Genomic DNA, 23,541 nt, shown 5'->3' with positions numbered 1-23,541 from the left:
ACGAGCCTGGAAGCCCATCCCACTGGCAAGTTCCGGTAATTATTTTCTGTTCGATTCCTACCGACGACATCTCATGATTCGACAACTGTTGCTTTACTTGGTCTTGGTCCCCACCGCCGTCGGTGTCTGTGTTCCCAGCTTCGGACAAGACAGTCAACAAGCGACGGAGCTGCGGTTTGCCATTCCGCCCGACGACGCCTTGCCCGGCACCGGGCCGATGCGCCGCTCTGACTGGTTCAAGAATGTTTGGAACCGTCGTCGAACCACGTTTGCATCCAATCGGGCGGCCAGTGAAGACGCCGTCGTCTTCCTGGGAGACTCGATCACCCAGGGCTGGCGCGACGATTTTTCGGGTGCGCTCCAGGGCGTCACCAAAGCGAATCGAGGGATCAGTGGTGACACGACCCGCGGGATGCTGTATCGCCTGGAGGAAGACGTCACCAGCTTGAATCCGGCCGCGGTCGTGATGCTGATGGGGACCAATGACCTGGAAGAACAAGCGTCACCGGAGCAAATCGCCGGCAACGTCAAACTGATTTTAGGCAAGCTGAAAGCGCACAACCCGCAGATGCCCATCGTGTTGTGCGAGGTCTTTCCCAGCAGTGCTTCCAAAGCTCGCCCCGCCGACAAGATCAAGGAGATCAATCAGCTGTACCGCGCCCTGGCACGCGGCGATCGACAAATCACGGTGATCGACACGTGGACCTTGTTCGCCGACGAAAACGGCGACGCAAAGAAGGTGGAGTTCCCCGATCTGTTGCACCCCAATGCGCTCGGGTACGCAAAATGGGAGGCCGCATTGCGGCCGATTTTTGCGACCTTGGGCCTGCACGAAACCGAACCCGATGCCTTCAAAATCGAACCCGATGCGATCGCGCTGTTCGGCGGCACTGATCTGAGCGGATGGGGTTACCGCAGATCGACCGACCAGATGCGGAAATCACGCGACCGCTGGATCCCCAAAACCAACGGCGCCGTGGTTTGGCCGCTCGTCGAACAAGACATCGCCTTTGATGGAATGCCATCCACGCCGGACGACCGGTACCGCGCGATCGCCGGACGCTTGGTCGTCACCACGCCTCCCGAAGGCCGAAAGATTCAACAGTTGTGGACGACCAAGGAATTTGACGACGACTTTCAGCTGATCCTTGAATTTCGCGCCACCCCGATGGCCGACAGCGGCGTCTTCGTGCGTGGCAAGCAGTTGCAGTGCCGCGACTACGCTCTCGCCGGACCCTACAAATCGCTGGAAAACTATCGCCAGGGCGATTGGAATGAATTGGTCATCACGGTCAGGGGGACCTCGGCGCATTGCACCTGTAACGGCGAAGTGATCGAAGAGGCGTTTGCAGTCCCCGAGTCCGGTCCGATCGGACTGGAGGGCGATCGCGGCCAAGTCGAATACCGGCGGATACGAATGCGCAAGCTTGAGAATTGATTCGATGAAAAAAACCGAAGTCATCAGGCTCTTGAAAGAACACACCAATCCGCGCGGCGTCGAGCATTGGAACAAGTGCGGCGTCAAAGACAGTCGGCTCAAGAGTTTTGGGATCGGTTTGACCCAGCTTCGCAAGCTCGCCAAACAAGTCGGACGCGACCATCGGCTGGCATTGGCGCTCTGGAAATCAAACGTCTATGACGCCAAAGTCATCGGGCTGTTGATCGACGATCCCAAACAGGTCACCCGCGCCCAGGCGGAAGAACAAGTCGATCAACTGCAGGGCGGATACCTGGCCCACGTGTTTGCATCCTGTGACGCGACGCTCGCCAAGGCTCCCTTCGCGTTCGATCTCGCCTGCGACTGGATGGAGAGCGACGATCCGGTGCGGCGCCGCTGTGCCTATGGTTTGATCTACGAACTCTCCAAGAAAAACCCCAAGGGCATGGATGACGCGTTTTTGTTGGCGCTGATCGACCGCATCAAGAAACACATCAAGGGCGAGGACATGTGGGTGCGAGAATCGATGAACACCGCTTTGATGGGAATCGGAAAACGCAACAAAAAACTCAACCAGGCCGCCCTCCGCGCCGCCAAAGCCATCGGCCCGGTCGACATCGACTATGGAGACGACAACGCCTGCGAACCGCTGGACGTCGTCAAACATCTGACCAGCGAGCACCTCAAGAAGAAGCTGGACTTGTAAGCCGTCCGGTGCCCATTGCGAGCGCTCGCGAGCCGTCCGGTGCCCGTTGTTAGCGGAACGGCGCGAGCCGTCCGGTCGCGCTTCAAAAACACCGTGAAAGACCGGAGGGCTTGCGCCCTGCCGCTAGCAATCAATTGCGTTCGCAGCGCCGCGATTTCGTCCGCTCCGGATTGACCGCCCTGGACGAGCTTGTTTGCGGCCCTGAATCTAACGCCACGCCGCCGATGCGGTCGCGGGCTGATTTCGAACCGGAGGCCCCCATGAATTTCACCTGGTTTTCCATCATCCTGGTCATCGCCGGAATCGGCCTGCTGGTCACGATTCTGGCACTCGCCGCCACGTACTTGTACCGCAACAGGCCGAAACCCGACCAGCGGACCTATTTCTGGGACGAACGCTAGGCACGTCATCAGGGGTTTGCAGGCTAATGTAGGACGGCCCATTCCAGGCCGTCGAATCCAGCGACAACCAGGACCGTCCCCGCCGTCTTATTCGTTGATCTTGCAGTCGGCGATCCAACGCAGCGCTTGCTGATAGGCCGAGGCCATGTGTTCGGCGGACAACGAAATCGGCGGCGCGATCTCGCCCGCTTCGAAGTGGATCACGCTTTGCAAGACCTGCCCCAGTTCGCCGGCCCGATTGAGCAAGGCGTCGTTCATGTCATCGGCCAGTGGCAACAACGGAATGACTTCGTCCATCGGCTTGTCCAACAGCGCGTCCATGACCGAAAGCAACCCGAGCGTGTAGAAGCGATCCGGTCGCGTAGCACGTGATTCGCTCGCCAGCAATTCGCACATCTTACCGCGAATCATGGCAAGCCTGATCAGTTCTTGCGGCTTGCCTTCGTCAATGCTGGTCATCAGCATCATCGAGGCCAGGGAACGCAAACGCGAGATTCCCATCAGTGTCGTGGCTTGCTTCAACGAATCGATCGTGCGCGTCGTCGCGGCGTTGGCCGAATTGACGAACCGAAGCAGTTTGAAGGAAAGATTCGCGTCGGTTTGGATGATCCCTTCGACTTCGCCGACCGTGATGTCGGGGTTTTGCAATTCCGACATCAACCGCACAATCGACGCCACATTGACTTGCGTCTTGCGTTGGCTGATGACCTGGGGACGACAGAAAAAGTAACCTTGGAAAAGATCGCAACCGAGGCTCTTGCACAGCTCGAAATCCTCCTGGGTCTCAATCTTTTCCGCCAAGATGGTGCGCACGCCCAGTGCCCGTAGCTTGCTGATATGATCAGCCAAGTCTTCTTTGGGGATCAGCGGAAACTCGATCTTGACGATGTCCGCGGTCCCGATCAGGGGTTCCAAGTCGGGGCGATAGACGAAATCGTCCAACGCGATCTTATAGCCTTCTTCGACCAGTTTTTCGATCGCCGACAGGACCTCCGGGTCCGGCTCGATGTCTTCGAGAATTTCCAACACGACGCGGTCCGGCGGCATGCACGACAAGTTGTGACTGGTCAGCAAGTTACGCGTCAAATTGATGAATGCCTTTTTCGAGCCGACGATCGTGTCCAGACCGATATCGGTGAACGTATTGAGCAGCACGTTGGCCGTCGCGCGATCACCATCGGTGATCATCGCGGCGTTCTGCTCTCCCGATCGGAAGAGCAACTCGTAGGCGAAAACCTCCACTTCAGGCGTGAAGATCGGTTGACGTCCCACGAATGCGTTTTCGGCGGGGGAAGACGATGCGCCGGGAGCGGTAGGGCAAGTCGACATGACGGATAGAATTCTGTTGGAGCGGGAGTGATGGCGGGCGAATCCCTATCTTGGCGAGACCCATGCACGTTGCTGTCGCAAGAAAGCCGGTGACGGCGCATGACCCCACTGGTGGAAGTTTAAGTCATGTTTTGCATGGCCACGCCCCGTTCACGCCAATGTCATGTCCGTCGTCCCTCACTCGGGCGCATCGGGTTGCTGCCAGGCACTCATCCCTCCGTCGACGTAAATCGTCTGGCCGTGAATGTGCTCGGCGGCATCCGACAACAAAAAAATCACCGTGCCCGCACACACGTCGCCGGTCGGAACGCGTCCGTTGGGTGTATGCAATTCCATCCAATGACGCATCTTGTCGTCCCCGATCGCGCCATCGGTCAAGGGCGTCCGCACCAGACCGGGTGCCATCGCGTTGACCCGAATCCCCAGCGGCGCCAGCGACACGCAAAGCGAACGGACCATGGCCGCGACCGCCCCCTTGCTGGTGTCATAGGCGGTGTGATCGGGCTCGGAGAGCAACCCGTTGATCGAACCGGTGAACACGACTCGCCCATCGACCCCGGCATCCACCCAACGCCGCGCGATCGCCTGGGTCAAAAAGTACCCCGCCGCGACATTCAGATGCATCGTGGTCTGGTATCGTTCATAATCCATTTCCAGATACGGCACGTCGATGTACGTCCCGGCGTTGTTGACCAACAGGTCGATCCCCGGCATCAACGTATCCACCTCCGCCATCAATGACTCCAGATACTCTCCCGGGGCCCGCGACAAATCGCACAGCACCAGTTCGGCGCGGACACCGTGCCGGCGACATTGCTCGAGCGTCTGTTCGGCCGCCGCGTCGCGTCGCAATCCGACCAGCAACACGTCGGCACCGGCTTTCGCCGCAGCGATCGCGATCGCCCCACCGATTCCCTGGGTTCCACCGGTGATCAATGCCTTTCGGCCGCTCAATTCGTTCATGATCAATTTCGCTCCATGGTGCAAGGGATTCCCCAACGACACGAACGCAGCGGTTCCTGCCGTCGTCAGCTTGAAAGACGACTGAAATACTGACACACTTTGGCTTTCCCATTCACCGCATCCAACCCCTCCAAACCATGTCCTACCAAAAACGTATCGAAGAACTCGGACTCGAACTACCACCTGCCCCCGCACCGGCCGGCGTTTACAAACCCGTCGTCGTGGTCGGCGGCCTTGCCTATGTATCCGGCCATGGACCGTTAAAGCCGAATAAGACGCTGACGACCGGTCGATTGGGATTGGATTTGGACGTCGAAGCGGGTTACGACGCCGCCCGGCAAACCGGTCTGGCCATGCTGGCCACGCTGCAAAGCCACTTCGGTTCGCTCGACAAAGTGAAACGAGTGATCAAGTTGCTCGGCCTGGTCCAGTGCATCGAAGGATTTCCCGATTCGCCCGCGGTGATCAACGGCTGCAGCGAGCTGTTCCGTGACGTGTTTGGCGAAGAAAACGGCGTCGGCGCGCGAAGCGCCATCGGCACCAACAGCCTGCCCGGAAAGATCGCCGTCGAAATCGAAGCCATCTTCGAAGTCGACGCGGATGCGTAAGCAACACATCAATGAAGAATGAATGTCGACTTGTGCGTGTCCCCTGCCGTCGCCCGACGGCGGGCGCACGACGCGAGTCCCGCGACGACATTTATTTCCGCTCGTTGCAAAGCGGACTTCACGCCTTCGATCGCGCGCCCGGTTCGCCCCCCCTCGACATTCAAGGTTTATTGATGCGTTCTGTTACCCTCTGCGTCCTCGCCGCTGCAACACTGTGGTGCAATGCCGGACTGTTCGCCCAAGACCCGAACCCCGATCAGCGAAAGTACCTGCTCGACCGTGTCGACGACGTCGCCATCGTCCAGCTCTACGTCGACGGGTTCGATCGGTTGTCGCTGCGAGAAAAAACGCTGATCTATCACCTCTCCCAAGCTGCGATCGCCGGCCGCGATATCTACATCGACCAACGCTACCGCCACTCGCTTCGCATTCGCGCCGTCCTGGAGGGAGTGTTGACGCATCCCGAGGGGATCGATGAAACGACCATCGCCGCGATTCGCAACTACATGAAACTGTTCTGGGTCAACAACGGCCCCCACAGCGCGCTGACGGCACAGAAAAATCTGTTGGAGTGTTCTGTCGACGCGTTTGAAGCGGCCGTCAAACAAGCCGTGAAAAACGGTGCCCTGCTGCCGGCGTCCGGCGAGGAACTCTTCACGCTGATGCTGGAGATCGAACCGGTGTTGTTTGACCCCGAATTCGAAACACACGTCACCCAAAAATCTCCGCCCGCAGGTGTCGATATCCTGACCGCCAGCGCCAACAACCTCTACCACAACGTCACCACCGCGGATCTGGACGGGTTTCAAGAACGCTACCCGCTCAATTCACAACTGATCAAAACCGACGGTGGCAAACTGCGTGAAAACGTCTACCGCAGCGGATTGGACAGCCTGGTTCCCGCCGGCATGTACGCCCAACCGATCGCCAACATCGTCTCCCATCTCGAAGCCGCCATCCCCTTCGCCACGCCCGAGATGGCGCGCGCCCTGGGCGCGTTGATTCATTATTACCGCACCGGCGAAGCCGCGGATTTCTACGGCTACAACATCGCATGGGTCGCCGACAAAGACAGCTCCGTCGACACCATCAACGGGTTCATCGAAGTCTACATGGACGCGCGGGGAATCAAGGGATCGTGGGAGGCCGCGGTCTACTTCAATGACCCGATCAAAATGGACATGATTCGAAAGTTTGCCGACAACGCACAGTGGTTCGAAGACCGCATGCCCTACGCCCAATCGTTCCGCAAGGACAATGTGAAAGGGATTTCCGCCAAAGCGATCCAGGTCGTGATGGAAACCGGTGACTCCGGCCCCGTCACCCCGATCGGAATCAATCTGCCCAACGACGCCACCATTCGCCAGCGTTACGGCAGCAAATCCGTGTCGCTCAGCAACGTGATGGAAGCGTATGACAAAGCCAGCACTCCGTCGGCACGGGCAGAGTTCTGTTACGACGATGCCGAATTCGCGCGGGCCGATCAATGGAAATCCACCGCCTTGGCACTGGAAGTAAACATGCACGAAGTCATCGGGCATGCCTCCGGCCAAGTCAACGAAGGCATCGACCCCGCCGTCTCGATCAAGGAATACTACAGCGCGCTCGAAGAAGGACGTGCCGACCTGGTCGCGCTGTACTTTATCGGCAATCCGAAACTGATCGAACTCGGTTTGGTCGACAACGAAACGGACCTGAAAGAGATGCAACTGGCGGCCTATGAAGCCTACACGCGAAACGCGATGACCCAACTGCGGCGGATCAAGTCGGGCACGACGATCGAAGAAGACCACATGCGGAATCGACAAATGATCGTCGGCTGGCTGGCCGCCAACACGGACGCCATCCGCGTCGACGTCCGTGACTCAAAAACGTACTTCCGGGTCACGGACGTGGCCGCCTGGCATCGCGGCGTCGGTCAATTGCTGGCCGAAGTCCAACGCATCAAATCCGAAGGCGACCGGGCGTCGGCCGAACGGCTGATGAAGGACTACGCGATCAACATCAATGTCGCCTTACGCGACGAAGTGTTGCGTCGCTACGCCGATCTGGACCAACCCGCCTACACCGGTTTCGTCCAACCCGAACTGACCCCGACGATCGACGACCAAGGAAACATCACCGACGTCCAGATTTCCTACCCCCAAGACCTGGAAACCCAAATGCTGAAGTGGTCCGGGGCGAAGGTCGATTGAAGCAAAGTTCGTGAGCCTCAACTCGTTCCAAGGCTCCGCCTTGGAACGCACGGCCGGTGTGGCTCGGGACGCCGATTCGATTGCTACGGCTTTTGGCAACCGATTGAGTCTCTCCCCCTCTGAGGGTTCTTCGCGGATTTTAGTGGCTGCTCTCGGATACTCGGGGAAGGTTTTTTGAGGCATGACTGCGATGTCCGATGGTTCTGTTCGGTCTGATGGCGAAGCCAGCTGTAGCGGAGACGGGCTCTGCGGAGGAGCAACCCGCCTAGGAATCACCTGGTCTGCGATGCGGCGAAGGTGCTTCGTGCCCTCCACCGGCCCGCGTCGCCGGAGGGGCGTTTGAACCGAGCGGTTGTCGTCCAACACCCATTCGGACATCGCAGCAATGCCTCAAAAAACCTGGGCCCTGAGTGATTAGCCATTAAAATCCACGAAGAACCCCCTCTGGCAGAGACGGCGTTTGCGCAGCAAGCAAACGCCAGAGAGGGCCGGCGGCTTGCGAAAGTCTTACCGTTTTCCGCTACGATCAAATCCGTCACTTCTACAATTGACGTCCCCCGCCACACGCCGTCGCCCAAGCGAGGTATTTCCGCTCACCGCCCAATCACTTGATCTCCACCAACTCGACGATGAAGTGCAACCGGGCCCGCGGAGGGATCGGGCCGCCCGGGGTGCCACGCGCCCCGTAGCCGAGTTCATGGGGGATGTCCAACTCGATCATGCCCCCCTCGCCGATCAATTGCAGCCCCTCGGTCCAACCGGCAATCACGCGTTTGAGCGGAAACGGGGTCGGCTGGCCACGGCGATACGAACTGTCAAAGATTTTCTTTGAATCCAACCAGCCCTTGTAGTGCGCCACCACGCTGTCGGTCGCTTTGGGTTTCTCTTTGTTACTCTTGCGCAGCACGCGGTACTGCAGTCCCGAGTCGGTCTTGGTGAAACTTCGTGGAGCATCGGGATCGATTTTGCCCGGCGAAACCTTCTCCATCTTGTCAGCCGGTCCCGCCGTGATCGCTCCCTGACTCGTTTGCACGTCTTGCTGCAATTTGTCGGCGGTGTTGAGCACGCCCCCGATCGCGCTGCCTTGCCCCCATGACGTCGCCGCCATCAGCAAAACGGCAACCAGCGGAGTTCCAAGCAAAAAGGATGGTTTCATCGAACAGACCTGACAGAGGAAAGGGGACGGAAGGCGGAGGCCATGAGAATTGTACTCGATCGGCGGATCAGCCGAGCGCACCAGAACCCCGGCGGGCAACGCTGTGAAGCATCGTTTAGCGGCAGGGCGCGAGCGGACTGTCGGTTTTGTGAGCCGCGACGCGTAAGCGGCCGGGCACTGCGACGCCCGCCCGAGGCCTTACGGCCAGCGGCTCACCATTAACTCAGCAGAACCCGACTAAAACGACAGCCCGCGAGCCCTCCGGTGCTATGGCCGAGGTGTAGAACCGGAGGGCTCGCGCCCTGCCGCTAAAACCTCAAGAAACACATGGGAAAAATGCTTCACAGCGATACCCCCGAGGACGCACGACCAAAATCGAGTGCAACGGATCCCCAGATTCGGCATACGGTTTGCGGTCTGGATCGATTTCGTTTCCGATGGCCAGACGCTGTGACCATCGGGCACGTGTCCACCGCGGTCAACTCTCTCGACGCCTGAGGAAAGCTCAATGACGACCATCAATGCGAATTTGGAAACCAAGGTGCAAAACGTCATGCAACGGCACCCGGTGACCATTCACGACTATCAAACCGTCCACGACGCCGTCGACACGATGACCGAGCACCACGTTTCGGCGCTGCCGGTCGTCGACGATGGACATTATCTCAAAGGCATTCTCACACTCAACGATCTCGTCCGATTGGTTCAAGATGCCGAACGAACGCTCGAAAGCGACCTGGCAATCTACGACACCAGTTTTTTGGTCGCGGACATCATCCGCGAAACCCTCGGCACCGATGAAGTTGCCAGTGTGATGTCGGGCGTGATGTTCAAGGTCAAGCAGGAAGACACGCTCAAGAGCGCCGCCAAGTTGATGATCGAACATCAACTGCATCATCTTCCCGTCGTCGGCAAAGACATGAAACTGCTCGGGATCCTGTCCTCGATGGACTTCGTCCGTCTGGTCGCTGACGCGACCTAGTACGACTCCAGCACGTGGCGTCAGCCAGTGGCGCGTGGCGATCTCGTTGCCTGCACGCGCCGCTCGCTTGCCGGGCTGTTGATTGAGTGAGCCGCGACGCGTAAGCGGCCGGGCTGTTGATTGAGTGAGCCGCGACGCGTAAGCGGCCGGGCATTTCGGCGCCCGCCCGAGGCCTTACGGCCAGCGGCTCACCATTGACTCCGCAGATCCCCAATTAAACCGACAGCCCGTCCCGCTGGCAGCGGCGAGCGTGGCCGCCTCTCCCGCTTGTTTCTCTCTTCAGCTCACGACACAACCTTCGATTCCAGCGTTTCGCCGGCAACCGGGCAGACGAATCCCGGGGGTTTCAATGCCAACACGCTGCAGGACACGTCGGCCAAGACGGATTCGGCGGTATTGCCGATCAAAAAGCCGGCGATCCCGGTGCGGCAGACCGTCCCCATCACCAACAAGTCCGCTTGCACCTCTTCCACCATCTCCGAGATCACATCGGCCGCCGGTCCGCGACGGACATGAATTTCCGGTGAGACATCCGTGATTCCCGCCGCCGTATGAAGCTCGCCAAGATGCGTGCGGATGTTTTCCGCATGGATCGAAAACACATCCTCGAATTGATCTTCGCCGAACGATTGCTGGAAAGGCGATTCCAACGGCAGTTCGAACGGAACTTCCAAGGGCATTTCCCAAGCACTCAACCAATGCAACGTCGCCTCATCGCTGCGTGCAATCTCCAACGACAACTCCGCGATCGATTCGTTCAGTTTCTTGTGCGGGGTGTCTTGTCGGTCAACGTCGATCGCCGCCAACACCTGGTCGAATTCGCCGTGAATCTGCGGCTTCAGTAACAGCATCGCGCACGGGCACATCCGCAACAGCGCCCGGGCCACGCTGCCGACCACCCGCCCGGCTCCGCGAAATCCGTCAGCCGCCTTGATCACCAAATCGTGGTCGTTGCGGAGCACTTCGCGGATCACTTCCATCGCTGGATCACCGACGGTGACCACGATGTCGATCGGAACGTCCGCGTCATAGAACTCGTCGACCTGTGCTTGCAGCTTGGCACGATGATCTTCGATCAACAAACGCTGCAGCTCGTCCGGCCCCGCGACTCCCTTGAACAAACGCAGAATCCGTGGCACCGGCTTGATCACATCCATCAGGGTCAACGAGGCACCGTTTTCCATCGCCAGCACGATCGCTCGCGCAATCGCACCCTCGGGTTCCTCCGTTCCCGTGTACACCAGCAATTTTTTGAATCGTTCCATCAAGGGACCCTCGAAATCATCGTTGTTGATCGTTCAACGACCGCTCCGATGCAAACGATGTACCGTCGACGCGACCGAGAAAAAAACTCCCTCGGGACGCGCCAATGCCTACCCGCACGCGGTTGGACGGCCTCCTTTCATCGCCCACTTGGAACCCAAACGCGCGCCAATGAGCACAGGCAAGAATCACGACGGCGCGCCAATATGGACCAGGTGTGACAAATCGCAAATCGCCCAATGCGTGCGGCCTGCTCGAGCAGATTCGAAGTGTCGGATGCAATGAAGTGGGAGAAGCTTCCAGCCTGTCATTTCGGCGACGCGACGAGGTTCCGTGGCGGGGGCACGACGACGCGGGCGAACCGCTCAACCGGCCGGAATCGCCAGCAAGGCTTGGCACAGCTTTTCAAACCCGGGCGTCGTCTCGGTCGCTTCGATCTGAAGCTCGCGGACCAGTTTCAGTTCCGACTGGCGGATCGCTCCGCCGGCGACCAGCATCTCGACCAGAACCGCCTGTTCGTCCAGATCGATCTTGCCGTCCTTGAGCAACACGTGACGCATCAGCGGCAGAAACAGCTCGTCGAATTCGGGGCAGACCTCATCCGCTTCGCCGAGCAGCTGGACCAGAAACGCCACGTCGTCAAAGTCCAGCGCGCCGTCTTCTTCGACGTATCGACGAATCCGTGCGACTTCGTTCGCGCTGATCTTGCCGTCGCTCAGCAGTTCGGACTTCAGTTGTTTCAGATGGGCCACAAGTCATACCTCAAGCGATTGATTCCAAGGACTACAGGAATCTAGATCACAGTCCGGCTCGCCCCAGCGATTTCGAAATCGATTTCGAACCATCCCCGGCGCCCCCTTCTCCCGATCCGATCCTAACCGACAGACCGCCTGTGCCGTTTCTAACGCCGACGATCACCACCCCACTCCCCGCTCCCCATGACATCCCCCTCATCATTCTGCCCCGAATGATTCTGCCTGCTTCAATCCACACCATTTTCTTGTCACCCCTTTTCCTGTCGCCCTTTTCCTCGGGATTTCGATTTTTCGAAAATATGCTGTAACACGCTGAGACGTGTCACGCTTGGCTGGGTGAATTCCCTCTCCTCTTCACCCTGTCAAGCACAATGAAAACTGCAACGAATGTCATCTTGGTCGCTCTCTTGGCCGTCTCCGTCGGATCGGCCCAAAATCCTTGGGGCGACTGGGTGCCCCAGCCGGTTCCGCAAACGACTTCCAACCTGACGTACCAACAGCGCGCCGGCTCCACCACGACCCATCGCAACGGCGCCGTCAGTGAATCGTGGTTCAATTCGGGCCCCACACAGGAAGCCGGCGTCGAAATCGGCGTTTCGTCTGGCAACGACAAGCAACGCGGGACCAAATTCGGGCGGGAACGGGACGAAAAGTGGTTTGCGGGGGTTCGCGGAGGTGTTCGAGCCGGTTACGCAGCCGACACCGGCGTCGCTCAGACAGGCAAGATCGGTAACACCCGGGTCAGATCGTACGCCGAGGCCGAGGCATTTGTCGGTGTGGAAGCGGGCGCTCAGGCAGGGGTGAGCAACAACGGGGTGGGCGTCAATGCGAATGCGTTTGCGGGGACCCGGGTGGGGGCGCGGACGGGGACCGAAGTCGGCCCTGTCGACGCCGCGGTGACGGGAGAAGCATGGGCGGGAGTGGGCGTCGAAGCCGGAGCCGATGCAAAGTACAAGAACGGTCGAATCAAGTTTGACTATGGCGCCGGAGGGGCAATCGGTGTGGGCGGCAAATTTGGCGGTGACGTCTCGGTCGATCTTCGCCAACCCATCAAGGCTGCCAAGCGAATGGACTCGACCCGGCGAAGCGTTTCCAACGACGTCGGCAAAACCGCTCGCACGGTCAGCGGCTCGACACGCAAAAGCGTCAAGAGCGTCAAAAGCGTCAAAAGCACCAGCAAAAAAGCGAAACGTTCGATCGGAAAGCTGTTCAAGTAACGAGCATGCGTCCGCGGACGATCGACGGGCTGCGATATTTCAGCCCCTCGATCTCGTCCTCCCCACCATGGGCCCGAAGGATCCCGCCTGCTTTAAGACATATTATTTTCTTGTCGCCCATTTTCCTGTCGCCCCTTCTCTCCGCCGCTCCCATTTTTCTGCCCCTCGATCTTTCTGCCATCTCCCGCGACCGCCCCTTTCCCCGTCAATCCTGCTAGGATGGACGCTGCCGTTTTCTACACCGGCAATGACGCTTCTCTTCACGGATTCGACGCCATGACATCGACTTCGTCCCCCAGCTTGTTCGCCACTCCGGGCTCAACCGATGACGGGTTAGTGGATGGGATCCGTGCACAAGACGATCAGGCATGGGAACAATTTGTCGAACGCTATTCGCCGCTGATCTATGTTTGGTGCCGAACGTGTGATTTACAAGCTGAAGATGCCTTGGACGTGTCCCAACAGGTTTTTGGATCGGTCCATCGATCGATCTCGACGTTTTCGCATCGTCCCGAGGGCGGAGGCAGTTTTCGCGGCTGGTTGTTCGTGATCACCCGAAACGCGATCCGCAATCATCTGCAGCGCACCTTGCGGGGGCCACGTGCACAGGGAGGCAGTTCGATCCAGTTGCGTCTGCTCGCCGAACCCGAATCACTCGACGAAGCCTCTCTGTCGGCCGCGACACTTTCAGCCGACGGTCGATCGGATCCCCAGACGCCACTGCAGGCCGCTCTCGACGCGGCCCGCGGGGATTTCGACGATCGGACTTGGCAATGTTTTCGTCTGATCGCACTCGAAGGACACACCGCGGCCGAAGTCGCGGAGCAATTCGGAATGAAGCCTTCCGCCGTGAGGCAGGCGAAATACCGGGTAACACGGCGGTTGCGACTGGACCTTGGGCGTTTTGTTTGATGGTGTAACTGGCTGCGTCCAAACGACTTAAGGATCGCCGATGGGGCAAAATGCGCGGCGGATCGACCGGTCCGCGTTGCGCGACGGTGTTGTTCAGTATGGCATGCCGGCGTTTGTCACTCCGCCGTGCGTCAGACGTCGCACCATGCCAGCGATCAATGCATCATCGTCAACCACCGGAGTCCCTGCGATGCAGATTCCTTGCCCATCAAGAAAAACGCTCCACGACCTTCTCGTCGGCGCGGTCGAAGATGACCAGGCGCGTGCAATCTGTCGTCACCTGGACACTTGCTCGAACTGTGAATCATTGACGTCAACACTCGAACAGCAACACGTCATTTTGCTGCAGGAACTTCAAGAAGATAGCAGCAGCCAAAGATACCTTGCCGAACCTGAATTCGAACTCTTGCAAAAGGCGATTTCGACGTCCCGGTCAGCGGACTGCAATACCGCGACCAAGAATGACGTCGCGATCGCTGCAGGAACCCGACTTCGCGACTATCGATTGCTAAAAAAGATTGGGCAGGGAGGGATGGGAAGCGTCTACCTGGCCGTGCATTTGAATCTAAGAAAAGCGTTCGCGGTGAAGGTTCTGCCGGAGGAAAAACTGCGGTCGGAAAGTTCGGTTGCACGTTTTCGCCGGGAGATGCTCGCGGCCGGCAAAGTGAACCACCCCAACCTGATCAGTGCTTCGGATGCGGGCAGCGTCGATGGGCGGCACTTCTTGGTGATGGAACTTGTCGAAGGTGCAGATCTGGGACGGATCGTCCGTCAGCGCGGACCGCTAAACGTTGCCGATGCGTGTGAAATCGTTCGTCAAGCAGCCCTCGGTTTGCAGCATGCACACGATAGCGGCCTGCTACATCGAGACATCAAACCATCGAACTTGATGTTGACAACCGACGGAAACGTCAAAGTGCTCGACCTGGGTTTGGCCGGTTGGGTGGAAAACGTGGAGCACACCGAAGCAGCCACAACGACCGGTGGTGGCCTCACGCACGCCGGCTCTTTCGTCGGTACCCCGGAGTACATGGCGCCCGAGCAGTTTCGCAGCGAGACCCCGGTCGATGAACGCGCGGACCTGTATGCGTTGGGTGCCACCCTGTTCCAGCTCTTGACCGGGCAAACGCCACAGGCACGGCACTTAAAGAACAGATCGGCAGCCGTCGATCTGAACTTGGACGCGCGACTGGTGGAAATTGACGGCGTCCAAAACGACCTCCCCCCGAATCTGCAAAATTACATCAATCGCTTGCTGTCGCCATCTCCGCAGCAACGCCCCCAAACTGCAGCATGCGTCGCGTTGGAGCTGTCCAGTTTTACAGAACACTCGAACTTGTTGCAGCTCGCCGAGAATTGCAAGGTCGGTCCGGGAATGCTGTCGGCCGATTTGACCGATTTCAATGACATTCCATCGCCGACGGATCTGCAACCGAAACGTGATCGCGGTCCAATGATTCCGCAAAGATCCGCACTCCCCTCGTTGAAAGTCTTTCTGCCCGTTGCGGCGGCGGCTGCAATTGCGATCGGTCTGTTGTTGCTGTTCTCGAACCGTACCGGATTCGGCGTGATGCAAAGTGCCTTGCCCGAAAAAGACGCCTCCGTGATCGCATCCTCTCCGGACCAACTCGTGAAGGAAGACGACGTGGTCCACGCGATTCGAAGTGGCGAGATCAATCGTGCCGTTTCGCTCGCCCGACAACTGATCGAACAAGCGCCGAATCAAGGTTGGAATCACGCCTTGGCCACGATGATCGCCGCCTATGACCTTCAAGCCGATGGACAAACTTCGTTAACGACTTACGAAGGTCACAGAAAGTGGCTTGGCAATCGCTGGGCACAAACAGGGGAGGGCACCAATACGATTCCCCGCATCTGCTGTTTGCACCCGGATCCCCCGGCCGATTTGTCGCGAATGCTCGACGCCGTCGTCGCTGAAGCGAAGGGACGACCGAAGGATTGGAGATACCCCCATTCTCAGATGATGTTGTTGTTCCGATTGGGACGCGACCGCGATGCGCTCGTCGCTTTGAGTGACGCGCGACGCCTCTCGCCAAATAACGTCATGCATCGCGCCGTCGATACGGCTTGGTCGGCGCTGATCTTGGATCGGATGGGACGTTCGACAGAAGCACTCCGCGCATTCGAGAAAGCCCAACAATTGCAGCTCGAACTCAAGGCAAATGCTCATACCCCTGTGCCTCAAATGTGGTTCGATTACATCGAATTGGTTGTCATCCTTGGTCAATTTGATGAGCAATCTCCGCCGCCCCAAGAAGATCATGATCCACAATCGGAGCCGACAACGCCCCAAGCAGATCGGCCGGCGGTACGTCGGAAAAACGCTTTGAATTCTCAGGCGATCAAAACGGAAGCGGCCGATGAGGGGGACATTCAACTGGTGCAGACGCCGATTGACAGAGCGGCACGGCATGAGACGCGGGATCAATGGGAGGACCGTGTCGACGGCCTGTTGATCAAACAAGCCTACGTTGACGCAGAGGCGGAATATGCCGCTGGACAACAAACACACGAGATGCATTGGCCACTGCGCTGCCGCGTCGCACTCGGACTGATGATTGCCGCGCGAGACGATTCAGATCTACGCCCTAAAGCTGACCGATACTTGCAAACCCTGGAACAGACGCTGCGAAACGCTCCCCAACTTCCGCTGCCTGCTCAAGTCGAAATACTCCGCCTACTCGCGCTCCATCAGGAAAGACAGTGGGACCAGGCGTTAATCGATCGGATCGCGGAGCAGGTCCAGGGAGAACGTTGGAGTGACTGGAGCCTTCACCATTGCCTTGCCACCATCCGATTTCGTCAGGGGCGACTTGCACTTGCATTGGATCACCGAGCGGCGGCGGGGCAACTGACGAAATCAGAGCTGCAAAAGTGGCTCCACGACTACTGGTGGACCCTCATGCTGGCCTGCAATGGTCAACTCGATTTGGCACGCCGATCGCTGATGAAATCGGAAATGGTCCAGCGGCAATTGACACCGCTACTCGGCTCCGAATCGACAGCGTCCATCGAGGATCTGGAATCGATCTTGGAGATGCGATGGATGATGCCGTTTTTTCAACATCGCCTCGGTCCGCTTGAAAACCTGAAACGGTGGCATGCCGGACAAACACCGGCCTTTGTGAATCTGGACAACCAGATTCATTCGATCACCAAACGTTTGATTGAGTCGCCCGATCAAGCCGAATTGCATTTCCAGCGAGCAATGACCTTCAGCCGCATGCGTCGGCAACGGGAAGCGTTTTCTGATTTTCAGCGAGCTGCGACGCTGAAACCAGATGATCCGATCTACCAGACCGTCCAGGCATACGTCGAATCGTTTACGAAAGACCGTGCTCTGTTACAGCAGTTCAGTCGCGCCATGACCGGCGACGAAGCGACGATGCTGCGACGGCTGGATCTGCGAAACCCCGGCACCGCGTTTGTGTTCCGCGTCCTTCTGGTCGGGACGCAACAGGAGCATACGTTTTCCGTCTATTTTGAGGATCTGGAAACACTCGCGAAAAACTTCCCGGACGATTGGTATTGCCAATATGTCTTCGCACTCTGGAAACTTCGAACCGGTCAAATCGACCAAGCGGAGGCTCACCTTCGGTCGCTCGTCAAGACCGTCGACGTCTCCTCGCTCGAACAGTATTGCACCTTAAGGTGGATCGATTGGCTAGAGGATCTCCGTGCCAAGCAGAGCGAGGAGGAACGAGCGGCTCGCAAGAAACAGTTGGCCCAACTGCAAGCCAAAGCACAATTCAATCCCGCCAACGTCGTAAAGAATTGGCAGGCCGTTTATGAGTCCATGCTGATCTCAACAGGCAATCTCGAGCCCGTTCGAAACGTCGTCGAAGCGGAATTGATGCGGACGATTCCCGGGCGAGGCATCACGATTGCGTTCGATTTGTCTCGTAGCGGATTGTCAGACATGCTGTACAACATTAACGCCTCCGCGTTGGATCCAGCAGGAACACGCTGCGCGTTCACTCCCCTACGCGATGGTAGTCTGTATCTGCTGGAAATTGCTCAGGGCAAACTGGTAAACTTCCCCGCCGGAGGTGAGGTCCGTTGTCTTGAATTCACCGGCGACGGCAAGTCCTTGATTGTCGGCCGCCCCAACAAGTGCGTCGATGTGATTGAGATCGCGACGCGCCGAGCAACTTCGCTGAACGTAAAATATCAGCCCAACTCGCTCGACCACTGTGAAACAGGCAACTTGCTTGCCGTCGCCTTCCAAGCCAAGCGAGTGGAGATCTGGGATCTGGCAACGAAGACACTTTGGCAACAACCGACGCTCTTGCTCGGCGTTCCGCGCCACATCGAATTCAATGCCGACGGCTCCCGAATCGCGATCGGCATGGGCAACGATCACACGTCTCTCTATTCTCAAACGCTGGCCCCGGTTACCGAATTGTCCGACGGCGGTCAATTCGCGTGGATCGATCACAACACCATCTGCTGCTACCGTTCAGATTCCCGTCAACTTCGAATCATCGACATTGACAAGGAACGACAAGCAAAGCCCCTTGCGACGACACCGGGATCGATCACCGCTTTAACGTATTTGAAGTCTCATCAATTGATTGTCACCGGGAATGACCGGGGTGAAGTCATGGGATGGTCACTCTCCGGCGAACAGAAAATGATCGGACACTTGCCACACGCGCTGATTCGTCGACTTTCCTCCTCCGATGATGGACGCTATCTGCTTGCGACCGGACGACGCCACCGACAGGGCGACGGAGGTTCGTGCTGTGTGTTGTTCGACCTGGCAGCGATCGAAGCAACGCACGGAAAATAAGTGGGATAGGCTTCCAGCCTGTCGACGCTGGAATGACAGCCTGGAAAGGCTGCCGTACATTGACCTTCGCGGCGATCCGCTTCGCTTGAAGCCACAAAGAGACCGTTCCCACGTGTGCCCGACGGCTCAATCCACGGACTCGACATGCCGACGCAGGCCCTCGCCGAATAGCTTCGCCCAACCGTCCTTCAGCGAACCCATGTAGGCCTCACTGACATGGCCATGATGCGTGTCTGAGAGTTTCAGAACAGAACCGTCGCCGCGCCGGTCCAAGGACAGACACAGATTGCTTGTGGAGGGACCGCCCCAATCCGGTGCGACATTCCCCACAAGGTAGATCTTGAACTCGTCGGGTTGATAAAACTGGATGGTGTACCACACCAAAAAGCCGCCTCCGTCTCGAGACTCGATCAAACCGTGGCCGCCTGGGCGTACGTCAAATTCAACCGTCGATGCTTCGTCCACCATTCGGAAATCGGGCAACCACCAGCGATCCGGCTGCTCAATGAGTGCCTTCCAAACGACCGTCCGGTCGGCCTTGATTTCAATCTCCAATTCGTATTGGACGCAACCGATCTCAAAGGTCTTCAGTTCCGACATGCGTTGTGCCTCTTTCCAGAATGCTGAAACGGGTGAAAGGGTTGAAAGGTTGAACGATGGCAATGATCGCCGAAGCGAAAACAAAATCAAAGTCGTCACGCTCGAAAGTCAATCGCGAGTGGCTTACGATACGCTGATCTGCCATGAAGCAAGTGGCATCAAGGTCGAATCCAACTCTTTTGAATGAAAGATTCATCCATGAATCGTCCAGCAACCCTACGAAAGCCCGGTGACGGCAAACGGATCGGCATTGTCGGCGATATTTACCGGTTCCTCGCGACAGGGGACGAGACGTCCGGCAAGTACACCATGTTCGAGGCCGTTGTACCGCCGGGCGGCGGCCCGCCCCCGCATGCTCACAGCCGCGAAGAGGAATCGTTTCTTGTTCTTGAGGGCGAGATGACGTTTCAACTCGGCGACCACCGATTTGTTGCCGGTGAAGGCACGTTTTTGAACATGCCGGTTGGCAGTTTGCATTGTTTCAAGAACGAGACCGACAAGACCGCTCGCATGTTGATCACCCTTGCTCCAGCCGGGCTGGAAGAGATGTTCTTCGAGGTCGGGCAGTTGCTACCCGATGACGCAGCGACGGCCCCACCGCCAAGCGAAGACGAAATCGAAAAGCTACTCAAAGCCGCGCCACGCTACGGCATCGAGATTAAAATCTCGCACAATTAGTCGCGATAGCGCAGTCCCAAGATCGGTGTCTTCCTGCCACCCACTTTCCTATCGCCCTGCCCCCGCCGCTCCCATCTTTCTGCCCCGCACTTTTCTGCCATCTCCCGTCCGCCATTGCCCCCCAACATTTCAGCGTCCCCCCGCGAAACGCGTCGGCTTTCACCAAACAGTCACCCAATCCAACACGACCAAACCCCATGAAACCGGTCACGATTCGACAGCCATCACGTCCCCCTGGTTTGTCGCCTGCACTCGGGTTGGTGTTTGTCTCGGTATGGTTCGCGGTGCTGTGCCTCGCCCCTGATCCACGTCCATTGGGAGCACCCGACGTCGCGGTCAAGGTCGTTGGAAAACTAACCGGATTATCGGACGCGTCGTCGCGGGCGGCCACGACGTTCACGCTACGTGCCATCGGCATCGGCGTGCTCGGCGTTCTGGTGGCATTGAGTCTCAGCCGTCGACCGCTGCGCCAGTCGACGATCATCGCGCTCGCCGTCGCGCCGTCCCTGGCCATCGCATCGATGTGGATCAACTATGGCTACTTTCCGATCGCATTTCAGGTCGGCTTTGCGATCGTCTTTGCCATCATCGGTGTCACGACTGGAGTGGCGATTCGAAAGAGTCTGGTCGCGAGAATTTCATTGATCGTGATCGCCGGCGGACTGTTCGTTTGGGCGATTCCACACGGCATCTCCGACAACTTGGATCGGAGTGCACGAATCACGGGCGAGTACGTGTTAGCAAGCGTCGATAAGATTCCCGCCGGGGACGAAGGCTTTGCGGAATGTGTCGCGATGGCGTTTCAATTCGCCGCAGAGATTTCCGACGCCTCCGATCCGGTGCAAGCCAACCAGACCGCGATTCTCGCACTCGGCGTCATCTTGGGAGATGAACGCGTCGCAATGGTGGCGCGGCGCTCGCTCGATCAGTCCCACCATGAAACGATCAGTCGGCTTCGCCAGAAAGTCCAACTGCGCGGCCGCGGCGACCTGCCACGACACTTTTGGGTCAGCGCGTCGCTGACAGTGCTCGCCGATGGGAATCGCTCGACTTCCGTGGGGGTCATGAAAGAGTTGATGGATTCGAATCCCGGAGGCTCTGGGTTCTCGTTCGTCGATCTCGTGGCGGATCGCGCCGGTGTCCTGTTTGCCGAAGCGGCCACCCACGACGCAACCTCCGCATTAAAGCTCCAACAAGCCATCCAAAGCGGCTTGGATGCTGCGGATTATTGCCCTCCGATCACCGACCTGCCGGAGGGAATTCCACGAGACGAATTCCAAGCGACCTACGGCGGACTCGGCGGAGAACCAACCCATCGCATTGTCCAGGAAATCAAAAACCGACTCCGCCAATGCCGTGCATTGCAGATGGATTCCCAGCAAACGATCGAGGTTCTTCCTCCAGCCGAATCCAACCCTGTCTCGCCCCCTTGAGCCGGCCACAATGTGGACGCCGTTTCGATTCTACCTCCAACCACACAACAGCCCACCGAGACGCCAAATTTTCTTGTCACCCATTTTCCTGTCGCCCCTCCTCCCAGCAGTCCACCCAATTTATCTGCCCCCGATTTGCCTGCCATCTCAGGAGCCTCAATCAAAACCGCCTCCCCATTCAACTCCTCCATCTTGCTGAACCACTTTGTTGAACCAAGTAGGTGGCACCAATTGAGTGACTTTGCATCGTGTGTTGCGGCGATGCGCTCCGCATGAGACGCACCAGTCGAATCGTTCCATTTTCATCGACGTGATAGAGCTCGGGCGGAGTCACCGTTGCGGCACGGGGTGATCCCAACATGAAATAGCGTGCTTCCGGGATTCCCCAAATCCAACGCGTCGGGTGTGTCGTGGAGACACGTTTTGGCGAGGGGTGTTCGGCGTGGAGATCGACGATCTCAAAGTGGTCCTTCAACTTGGTGATCATGAAGCGGTCACCGATGAAGACCCGAAAAGAGTACGTATTTAACGTGTAGGGGAATTCCTTGAGCGTCTTCCCGGTCTTGAGTTCGGTTACGACGAATCGCACGTCAACCGGTTCTCGACGGCCGATCGACGTCGCGCCGTCATTGGCGACGAGCCAATGCGCCTTCGGACGCGGCGAGGGCGTGTCGCATCCTTCCAAATACAACATCTCGAAGAGACGTTCGTCGAATGCCTTCTCGACCGCGCCGGAACGCAAGTCAATGAGAATCGCATCGGAATGCAACACTGATCCATCGTTCGAATAGGCCGTCGCGGTGACCAAGGCGAGAGACTGGTCCGCTAAAATATTCGTGCTAACTCCGCCGCGATCCAAACAAGGAATGCGGTTGGAAAGCCAGAGGAAACCGGCCGCAATTCCAACCAGAGCAGCCAGCAGCGCGGCAAGCGTCCCTTTTTGTGATCGCGCGAGTGGCATAAGCAGATTGGAGATGATCTTCGAAACGTCGGCGTTTAAAATACCAGCTTAACAATGCACGGAGAATAAGTGGGACAAATGGTGCAACCGATCAGATCCGCCGGCATCGATGCCTTTGCGACCGCAGGCCAATCAGTAGGCAGGTGGCGTCAAAGGAGTGCTGCTGACTGAGATGGCAGGAAAATGGCAGGCAGAAAAATGGAAGCGTCCTACGCGAAGCACAACGACAAGGCGTGAACATCACTGATCGACAGAGAAAAGGTTTAATGAAGGCATCGGAGAAGCTAGTGCTTCGTCAACTTTTATTCTTAGGGTACCGCGGAAAAGGGGTCAGGTACCAAAAATGCGAAGCACCCTGCGGGCCATTTGGTTTTTGGTACCTGACCCCTTTTCCGCTCGACAAACGCAGGCTCGAAAATTCAAAGCTGACAAAGCACTAGTCACGTGAACACAAATCCCATGGGATCAACAATCCCACCAGAACACGTCCCCAAAGAGCTGCACGAGTTTATTGGAGTGGCTGAGCGTTGGTCGATTGCTGACCCAGAAGATCAAGAACGCTTCGTACGAAGCATCATCAACAATCGCGTCGAAGAAGCAACCGAATTTGCCGATACCTTTGACCGTTTCGCAGGAGCCATTAGAGAATGGGGAAACCGCTTGCTTAAGGAGCATGATGAACGGTTTGCAGATTTCGCAAGGGAATCCTCCGATCACCCATACTTTCGTTTTCAAAGGCTGTTCGAACTACGTCAGCTCATACGAGAGTTGGGACCAGAAAAGCCCCAACTTTCGCCGGAAGCACTGAAAAAACTTCGACAAGAATGCATTCAGGACGACTATGCCAAAGCGTCCGAACTCGCCGACAAAGCGTTTCGGGACAAAGACTACACCACAGTGGTAGACCAGTTAGACAGGTTTGCTGAACTGCTGTCCGCTGCCCAAAAACGAAAGCTGGAGATTGCTGTGAAAAAGTGTTCTGAAAACGAGACCAGGGAAAAACGTTCGGATGGGCGATAGATCCGATCGGTTAACGAGCGCACGATTTTAAATTCTGGGACACTCTTTTTCGATCCCTATCCTCTGTCTATCTTTCGAAAGCAATCGTTCGCATCGGATTTCCGCCTGGAT

General features: G+C 57.7%; 20 protein-coding genes. 12 read left to right on the top strand and 8 right to left on the bottom strand.

Annotation, left to right across the window (positions count from 1 at the left end):
* Positions 1-73 precede the first annotated feature (73 nt).
* The 3 genes from Enr13x_RS11580 to Enr13x_RS37890 all read left to right on the top strand — a co-directional run bounded on the left by Enr13x_RS11580 (position 74) and on the right by Enr13x_RS37890 (position 2,545).
* The gene (locus Enr13x_RS11580) at positions 74-1,438 is read left to right on the top strand and encodes a GDSL-type esterase/lipase family protein (protein ID WP_145386197.1); all 1,365 of its coding nucleotides are present in this window, start codon (positions 74-76) and stop codon (positions 1,436-1,438) included.
* Positions 1,439-1,442: 4 nt separating this feature from the next.
* Positions 1,443-2,144, top strand: coding sequence for a DNA alkylation repair protein (locus Enr13x_RS11575; protein ID WP_145386196.1), 702 nt, complete (start codon positions 1,443-1,445; stop codon positions 2,142-2,144).
* Between the two features lie 260 nt (positions 2,145-2,404).
* Positions 2,405-2,545, top strand: coding sequence for a hypothetical protein (locus Enr13x_RS37890; protein WP_197455961.1), 141 nt, complete (start codon positions 2,405-2,407; stop codon positions 2,543-2,545).
* An 87-nt stretch (positions 2,546-2,632) separates the two neighbouring features.
* Here Enr13x_RS37890 and Enr13x_RS11570 read toward each other — a convergent pair whose 3' ends face one another.
* Together Enr13x_RS11570 and Enr13x_RS11565 are read right to left on the bottom strand one after the other, a co-directional pair.
* Positions 2,633-3,874 (bottom strand): EAL and HDOD domain-containing protein, encoded by a 1,242-nt coding sequence (locus Enr13x_RS11570; RefSeq protein ID WP_145386195.1) that lies wholly within the window; start codon positions 3,872-3,874, stop codon positions 2,633-2,635.
* A 177-nt stretch (positions 3,875-4,051) separates the two neighbouring features.
* Positions 4,052-4,837 (bottom strand): SDR family NAD(P)-dependent oxidoreductase, encoded by a 786-nt coding sequence (locus tag Enr13x_RS11565; RefSeq protein ID WP_145386194.1) that lies wholly within the window; start codon positions 4,835-4,837, stop codon positions 4,052-4,054.
* A 137-nt stretch (positions 4,838-4,974) separates the two neighbouring features.
* Between Enr13x_RS11565 and Enr13x_RS11560 the strand changes: the two genes are divergently transcribed.
* Together Enr13x_RS11560 and Enr13x_RS11555 are read left to right on the top strand one after the other, a co-directional pair.
* Positions 4,975-5,445, top strand: a complete 471-nt coding sequence (locus Enr13x_RS11560; protein WP_145386193.1) for a RidA family protein — start codon at positions 4,975-4,977, stop codon at positions 5,443-5,445.
* A 173-nt stretch (positions 5,446-5,618) separates the two neighbouring features.
* Complete coding sequence (locus Enr13x_RS11555; RefSeq protein WP_197455960.1) at positions 5,619-7,640, top strand: dipeptidyl-peptidase 3 family protein; 2,022 nt, start codon at positions 5,619-5,621, stop codon at positions 7,638-7,640.
* A gap of 604 nt (positions 7,641-8,244) precedes the next feature.
* On the opposite strand, the gene Enr13x_RS11550 is transcribed toward Enr13x_RS11555, so the two are convergent.
* Positions 8,245-8,628, bottom strand: coding sequence for an FKBP-type peptidyl-prolyl cis-trans isomerase (locus Enr13x_RS11550; RefSeq protein ID WP_231744407.1), 384 nt, complete (start codon positions 8,626-8,628; stop codon positions 8,245-8,247).
* 676 nt (positions 8,629-9,304) lie between these two features.
* On the opposite strand from Enr13x_RS11550, the gene Enr13x_RS11545 reads away from it, so the two are divergent.
* Complete coding sequence (locus tag Enr13x_RS11545) at positions 9,305-9,778, top strand: CBS domain-containing protein (protein WP_145386190.1); 474 nt, start codon at positions 9,305-9,307, stop codon at positions 9,776-9,778.
* Between the two features lie 284 nt (positions 9,779-10,062).
* On the opposite strand, the gene Enr13x_RS11540 is transcribed toward Enr13x_RS11545, so the two are convergent.
* Together Enr13x_RS11540 and Enr13x_RS11535 are read right to left on the bottom strand one after the other, a co-directional pair.
* A complete protein-coding gene (locus tag Enr13x_RS11540; RefSeq protein WP_145386189.1) occupies positions 10,063-11,043 on the bottom strand; it encodes a universal stress protein in 981 nt (326 codons plus the stop codon).
* A 363-nt stretch (positions 11,044-11,406) separates the two neighbouring features.
* Complete coding sequence (locus Enr13x_RS11535; protein WP_145386188.1) at positions 11,407-11,793, bottom strand: hypothetical protein; 387 nt, start codon at positions 11,791-11,793, stop codon at positions 11,407-11,409.
* A gap of 374 nt (positions 11,794-12,167) precedes the next feature.
* Between Enr13x_RS11535 and Enr13x_RS11530 the strand changes: the two genes are divergently transcribed.
* From Enr13x_RS11530 to Enr13x_RS11520, 3 genes are all read left to right on the top strand, one after another.
* On the top strand, positions 12,168-13,013 hold the full coding sequence (locus tag Enr13x_RS11530; protein ID WP_145386187.1) for a hypothetical protein: 846 nt from the start codon (positions 12,168-12,170) through the stop codon (positions 13,011-13,013).
* A 276-nt stretch (positions 13,014-13,289) separates the two neighbouring features.
* On the top strand, positions 13,290-13,925 hold the full coding sequence (locus tag Enr13x_RS11525) for an RNA polymerase sigma factor (RefSeq protein ID WP_197455959.1): 636 nt from the start codon (positions 13,290-13,292) through the stop codon (positions 13,923-13,925).
* Positions 13,926-14,115: 190 nt separating this feature from the next.
* Positions 14,116-18,738 carry a WD40 repeat domain-containing serine/threonine protein kinase gene (locus tag Enr13x_RS11520; protein ID WP_197455958.1) on the top strand — a complete coding sequence of 1,541 codons (4,623 nt, stop codon included), beginning with the start codon at positions 14,116-14,118 and terminating at the stop codon, positions 18,736-18,738.
* A gap of 126 nt (positions 18,739-18,864) precedes the next feature.
* Here the strand turns inward: Enr13x_RS11520 and Enr13x_RS11515 are convergent, their stop codons facing one another.
* Positions 18,865-19,338, bottom strand: a complete 474-nt coding sequence (locus tag Enr13x_RS11515) for an SRPBCC family protein (RefSeq protein WP_145386184.1) — start codon at positions 19,336-19,338, stop codon at positions 18,865-18,867.
* On the bottom strand, positions 19,316-19,534 hold the full coding sequence (locus Enr13x_RS11510; protein ID WP_145386183.1) for a hypothetical protein: 219 nt from the start codon (positions 19,532-19,534) through the stop codon (positions 19,316-19,318). The genes Enr13x_RS11515 and Enr13x_RS11510 overlap by 23 nt, the downstream gene beginning before the upstream one ends.
* Positions 19,535-19,536: 2 nt before the next feature.
* Between Enr13x_RS11510 and Enr13x_RS11505 the strand changes: the two genes are divergently transcribed.
* Positions 19,537-20,016: a cupin domain-containing protein gene (locus tag Enr13x_RS11505; RefSeq protein ID WP_145386182.1), complete on the top strand. Its 480-nt coding sequence runs from the start codon at positions 19,537-19,539 to the stop codon at positions 20,014-20,016.
* A 197-nt stretch (positions 20,017-20,213) separates the two neighbouring features.
* Positions 20,214-21,449: a hypothetical protein gene (locus Enr13x_RS11500; protein ID WP_145386181.1), complete on the top strand. Its 1,236-nt coding sequence runs from the start codon at positions 20,214-20,216 to the stop codon at positions 21,447-21,449.
* A 178-nt stretch (positions 21,450-21,627) separates the two neighbouring features.
* Here the strand turns inward: Enr13x_RS11500 and Enr13x_RS11495 are convergent, their stop codons facing one another.
* Positions 21,628-22,410 (bottom strand): hypothetical protein, encoded by a 783-nt coding sequence (locus Enr13x_RS11495; protein WP_145386180.1) that lies wholly within the window; start codon positions 22,408-22,410, stop codon positions 21,628-21,630.
* 459 nt (positions 22,411-22,869) lie between these two features.
* On the opposite strand from Enr13x_RS11495, the gene Enr13x_RS11490 reads away from it, so the two are divergent.
* Positions 22,870-23,430: a hypothetical protein gene (locus tag Enr13x_RS11490; RefSeq protein WP_145386179.1), complete on the top strand. Its 561-nt coding sequence runs from the start codon at positions 22,870-22,872 to the stop codon at positions 23,428-23,430.
* Positions 23,431-23,541 lie beyond the last annotated feature (111 nt).

Source organism: Stieleria neptunia, from assembly GCF_007754155.1.
In the GTDB taxonomy this organism is placed as follows: Bacteria; Planctomycetota; Planctomycetia; order Pirellulales; family Pirellulaceae; genus Stieleria; species Stieleria neptunia.
Note: the sequence above shows the minus strand (reverse complement) of the source record. Positions and strands in the feature narration are given on the sequence as shown.

Coding starts and splice junctions, on each gene's coding strand:
- Enr13x_RS11525 (WP_197455959.1), top strand. CDS start 13,290: ATGACATCGACTTCGTCCCCCAGCTTGTTCGCCACTCCGGGCTCAACC.
- Enr13x_RS11500 (WP_145386181.1), top strand. CDS start 20,214: ATGAAACCGGTCACGATTCGACAGCCATCACGTCCCCCTGGTTTGTCG.
- Enr13x_RS11560 (WP_145386193.1), top strand. CDS start 4,975: ATGTCCTACCAAAAACGTATCGAAGAACTCGGACTCGAACTACCACCT.
- Enr13x_RS11490 (WP_145386179.1), top strand. CDS start 22,870: ATGGGATCAACAATCCCACCAGAACACGTCCCCAAAGAGCTGCACGAG.
- Enr13x_RS11575 (WP_145386196.1), top strand. CDS start 1,443: ATGAAAAAAACCGAAGTCATCAGGCTCTTGAAAGAACACACCAATCCG.
- Enr13x_RS11545 (WP_145386190.1), top strand. CDS start 9,305: ATGACGACCATCAATGCGAATTTGGAAACCAAGGTGCAAAACGTCATG.
- Enr13x_RS11555 (WP_197455960.1), top strand. CDS start 5,619: ATGCGTTCTGTTACCCTCTGCGTCCTCGCCGCTGCAACACTGTGGTGC.
- Enr13x_RS11510 (WP_145386183.1), bottom strand. CDS start 19,534: ATGAATCTTTCATTCAAAAGAGTTGGATTCGACCTTGATGCCACTTGC.
- Enr13x_RS11570 (WP_145386195.1), bottom strand. CDS start 3,874: ATGTCGACTTGCCCTACCGCTCCCGGCGCATCGTCTTCCCCCGCCGAA.
- Enr13x_RS11505 (WP_145386182.1), top strand. CDS start 19,537: ATGAATCGTCCAGCAACCCTACGAAAGCCCGGTGACGGCAAACGGATC.
- Enr13x_RS11495 (WP_145386180.1), bottom strand. CDS start 22,410: ATGCCACTCGCGCGATCACAAAAAGGGACGCTTGCCGCGCTGCTGGCT.
- Enr13x_RS11550 (WP_231744407.1), bottom strand. CDS start 8,628: ATGGAGAAGGTTTCGCCGGGCAAAATCGATCCCGATGCTCCACGAAGT.
- Enr13x_RS11580 (WP_145386197.1), top strand. CDS start 74: ATGATTCGACAACTGTTGCTTTACTTGGTCTTGGTCCCCACCGCCGTC.
- Enr13x_RS11515 (WP_145386184.1), bottom strand. CDS start 19,338: ATGTCGGAACTGAAGACCTTTGAGATCGGTTGCGTCCAATACGAATTG.
- Enr13x_RS11565 (WP_145386194.1), bottom strand. CDS start 4,837: ATGAACGAATTGAGCGGCCGAAAGGCATTGATCACCGGTGGAACCCAG.
- Enr13x_RS11540 (WP_145386189.1), bottom strand. CDS start 11,043: ATGGAACGATTCAAAAAATTGCTGGTGTACACGGGAACGGAGGAACCC.
- Enr13x_RS37890 (WP_197455961.1), top strand. CDS start 2,405: ATGAATTTCACCTGGTTTTCCATCATCCTGGTCATCGCCGGAATCGGC.
- Enr13x_RS11530 (WP_145386187.1), top strand. CDS start 12,168: ATGAAAACTGCAACGAATGTCATCTTGGTCGCTCTCTTGGCCGTCTCC.
- Enr13x_RS11520 (WP_197455958.1), top strand. CDS start 14,116: ATGCAGATTCCTTGCCCATCAAGAAAAACGCTCCACGACCTTCTCGTC.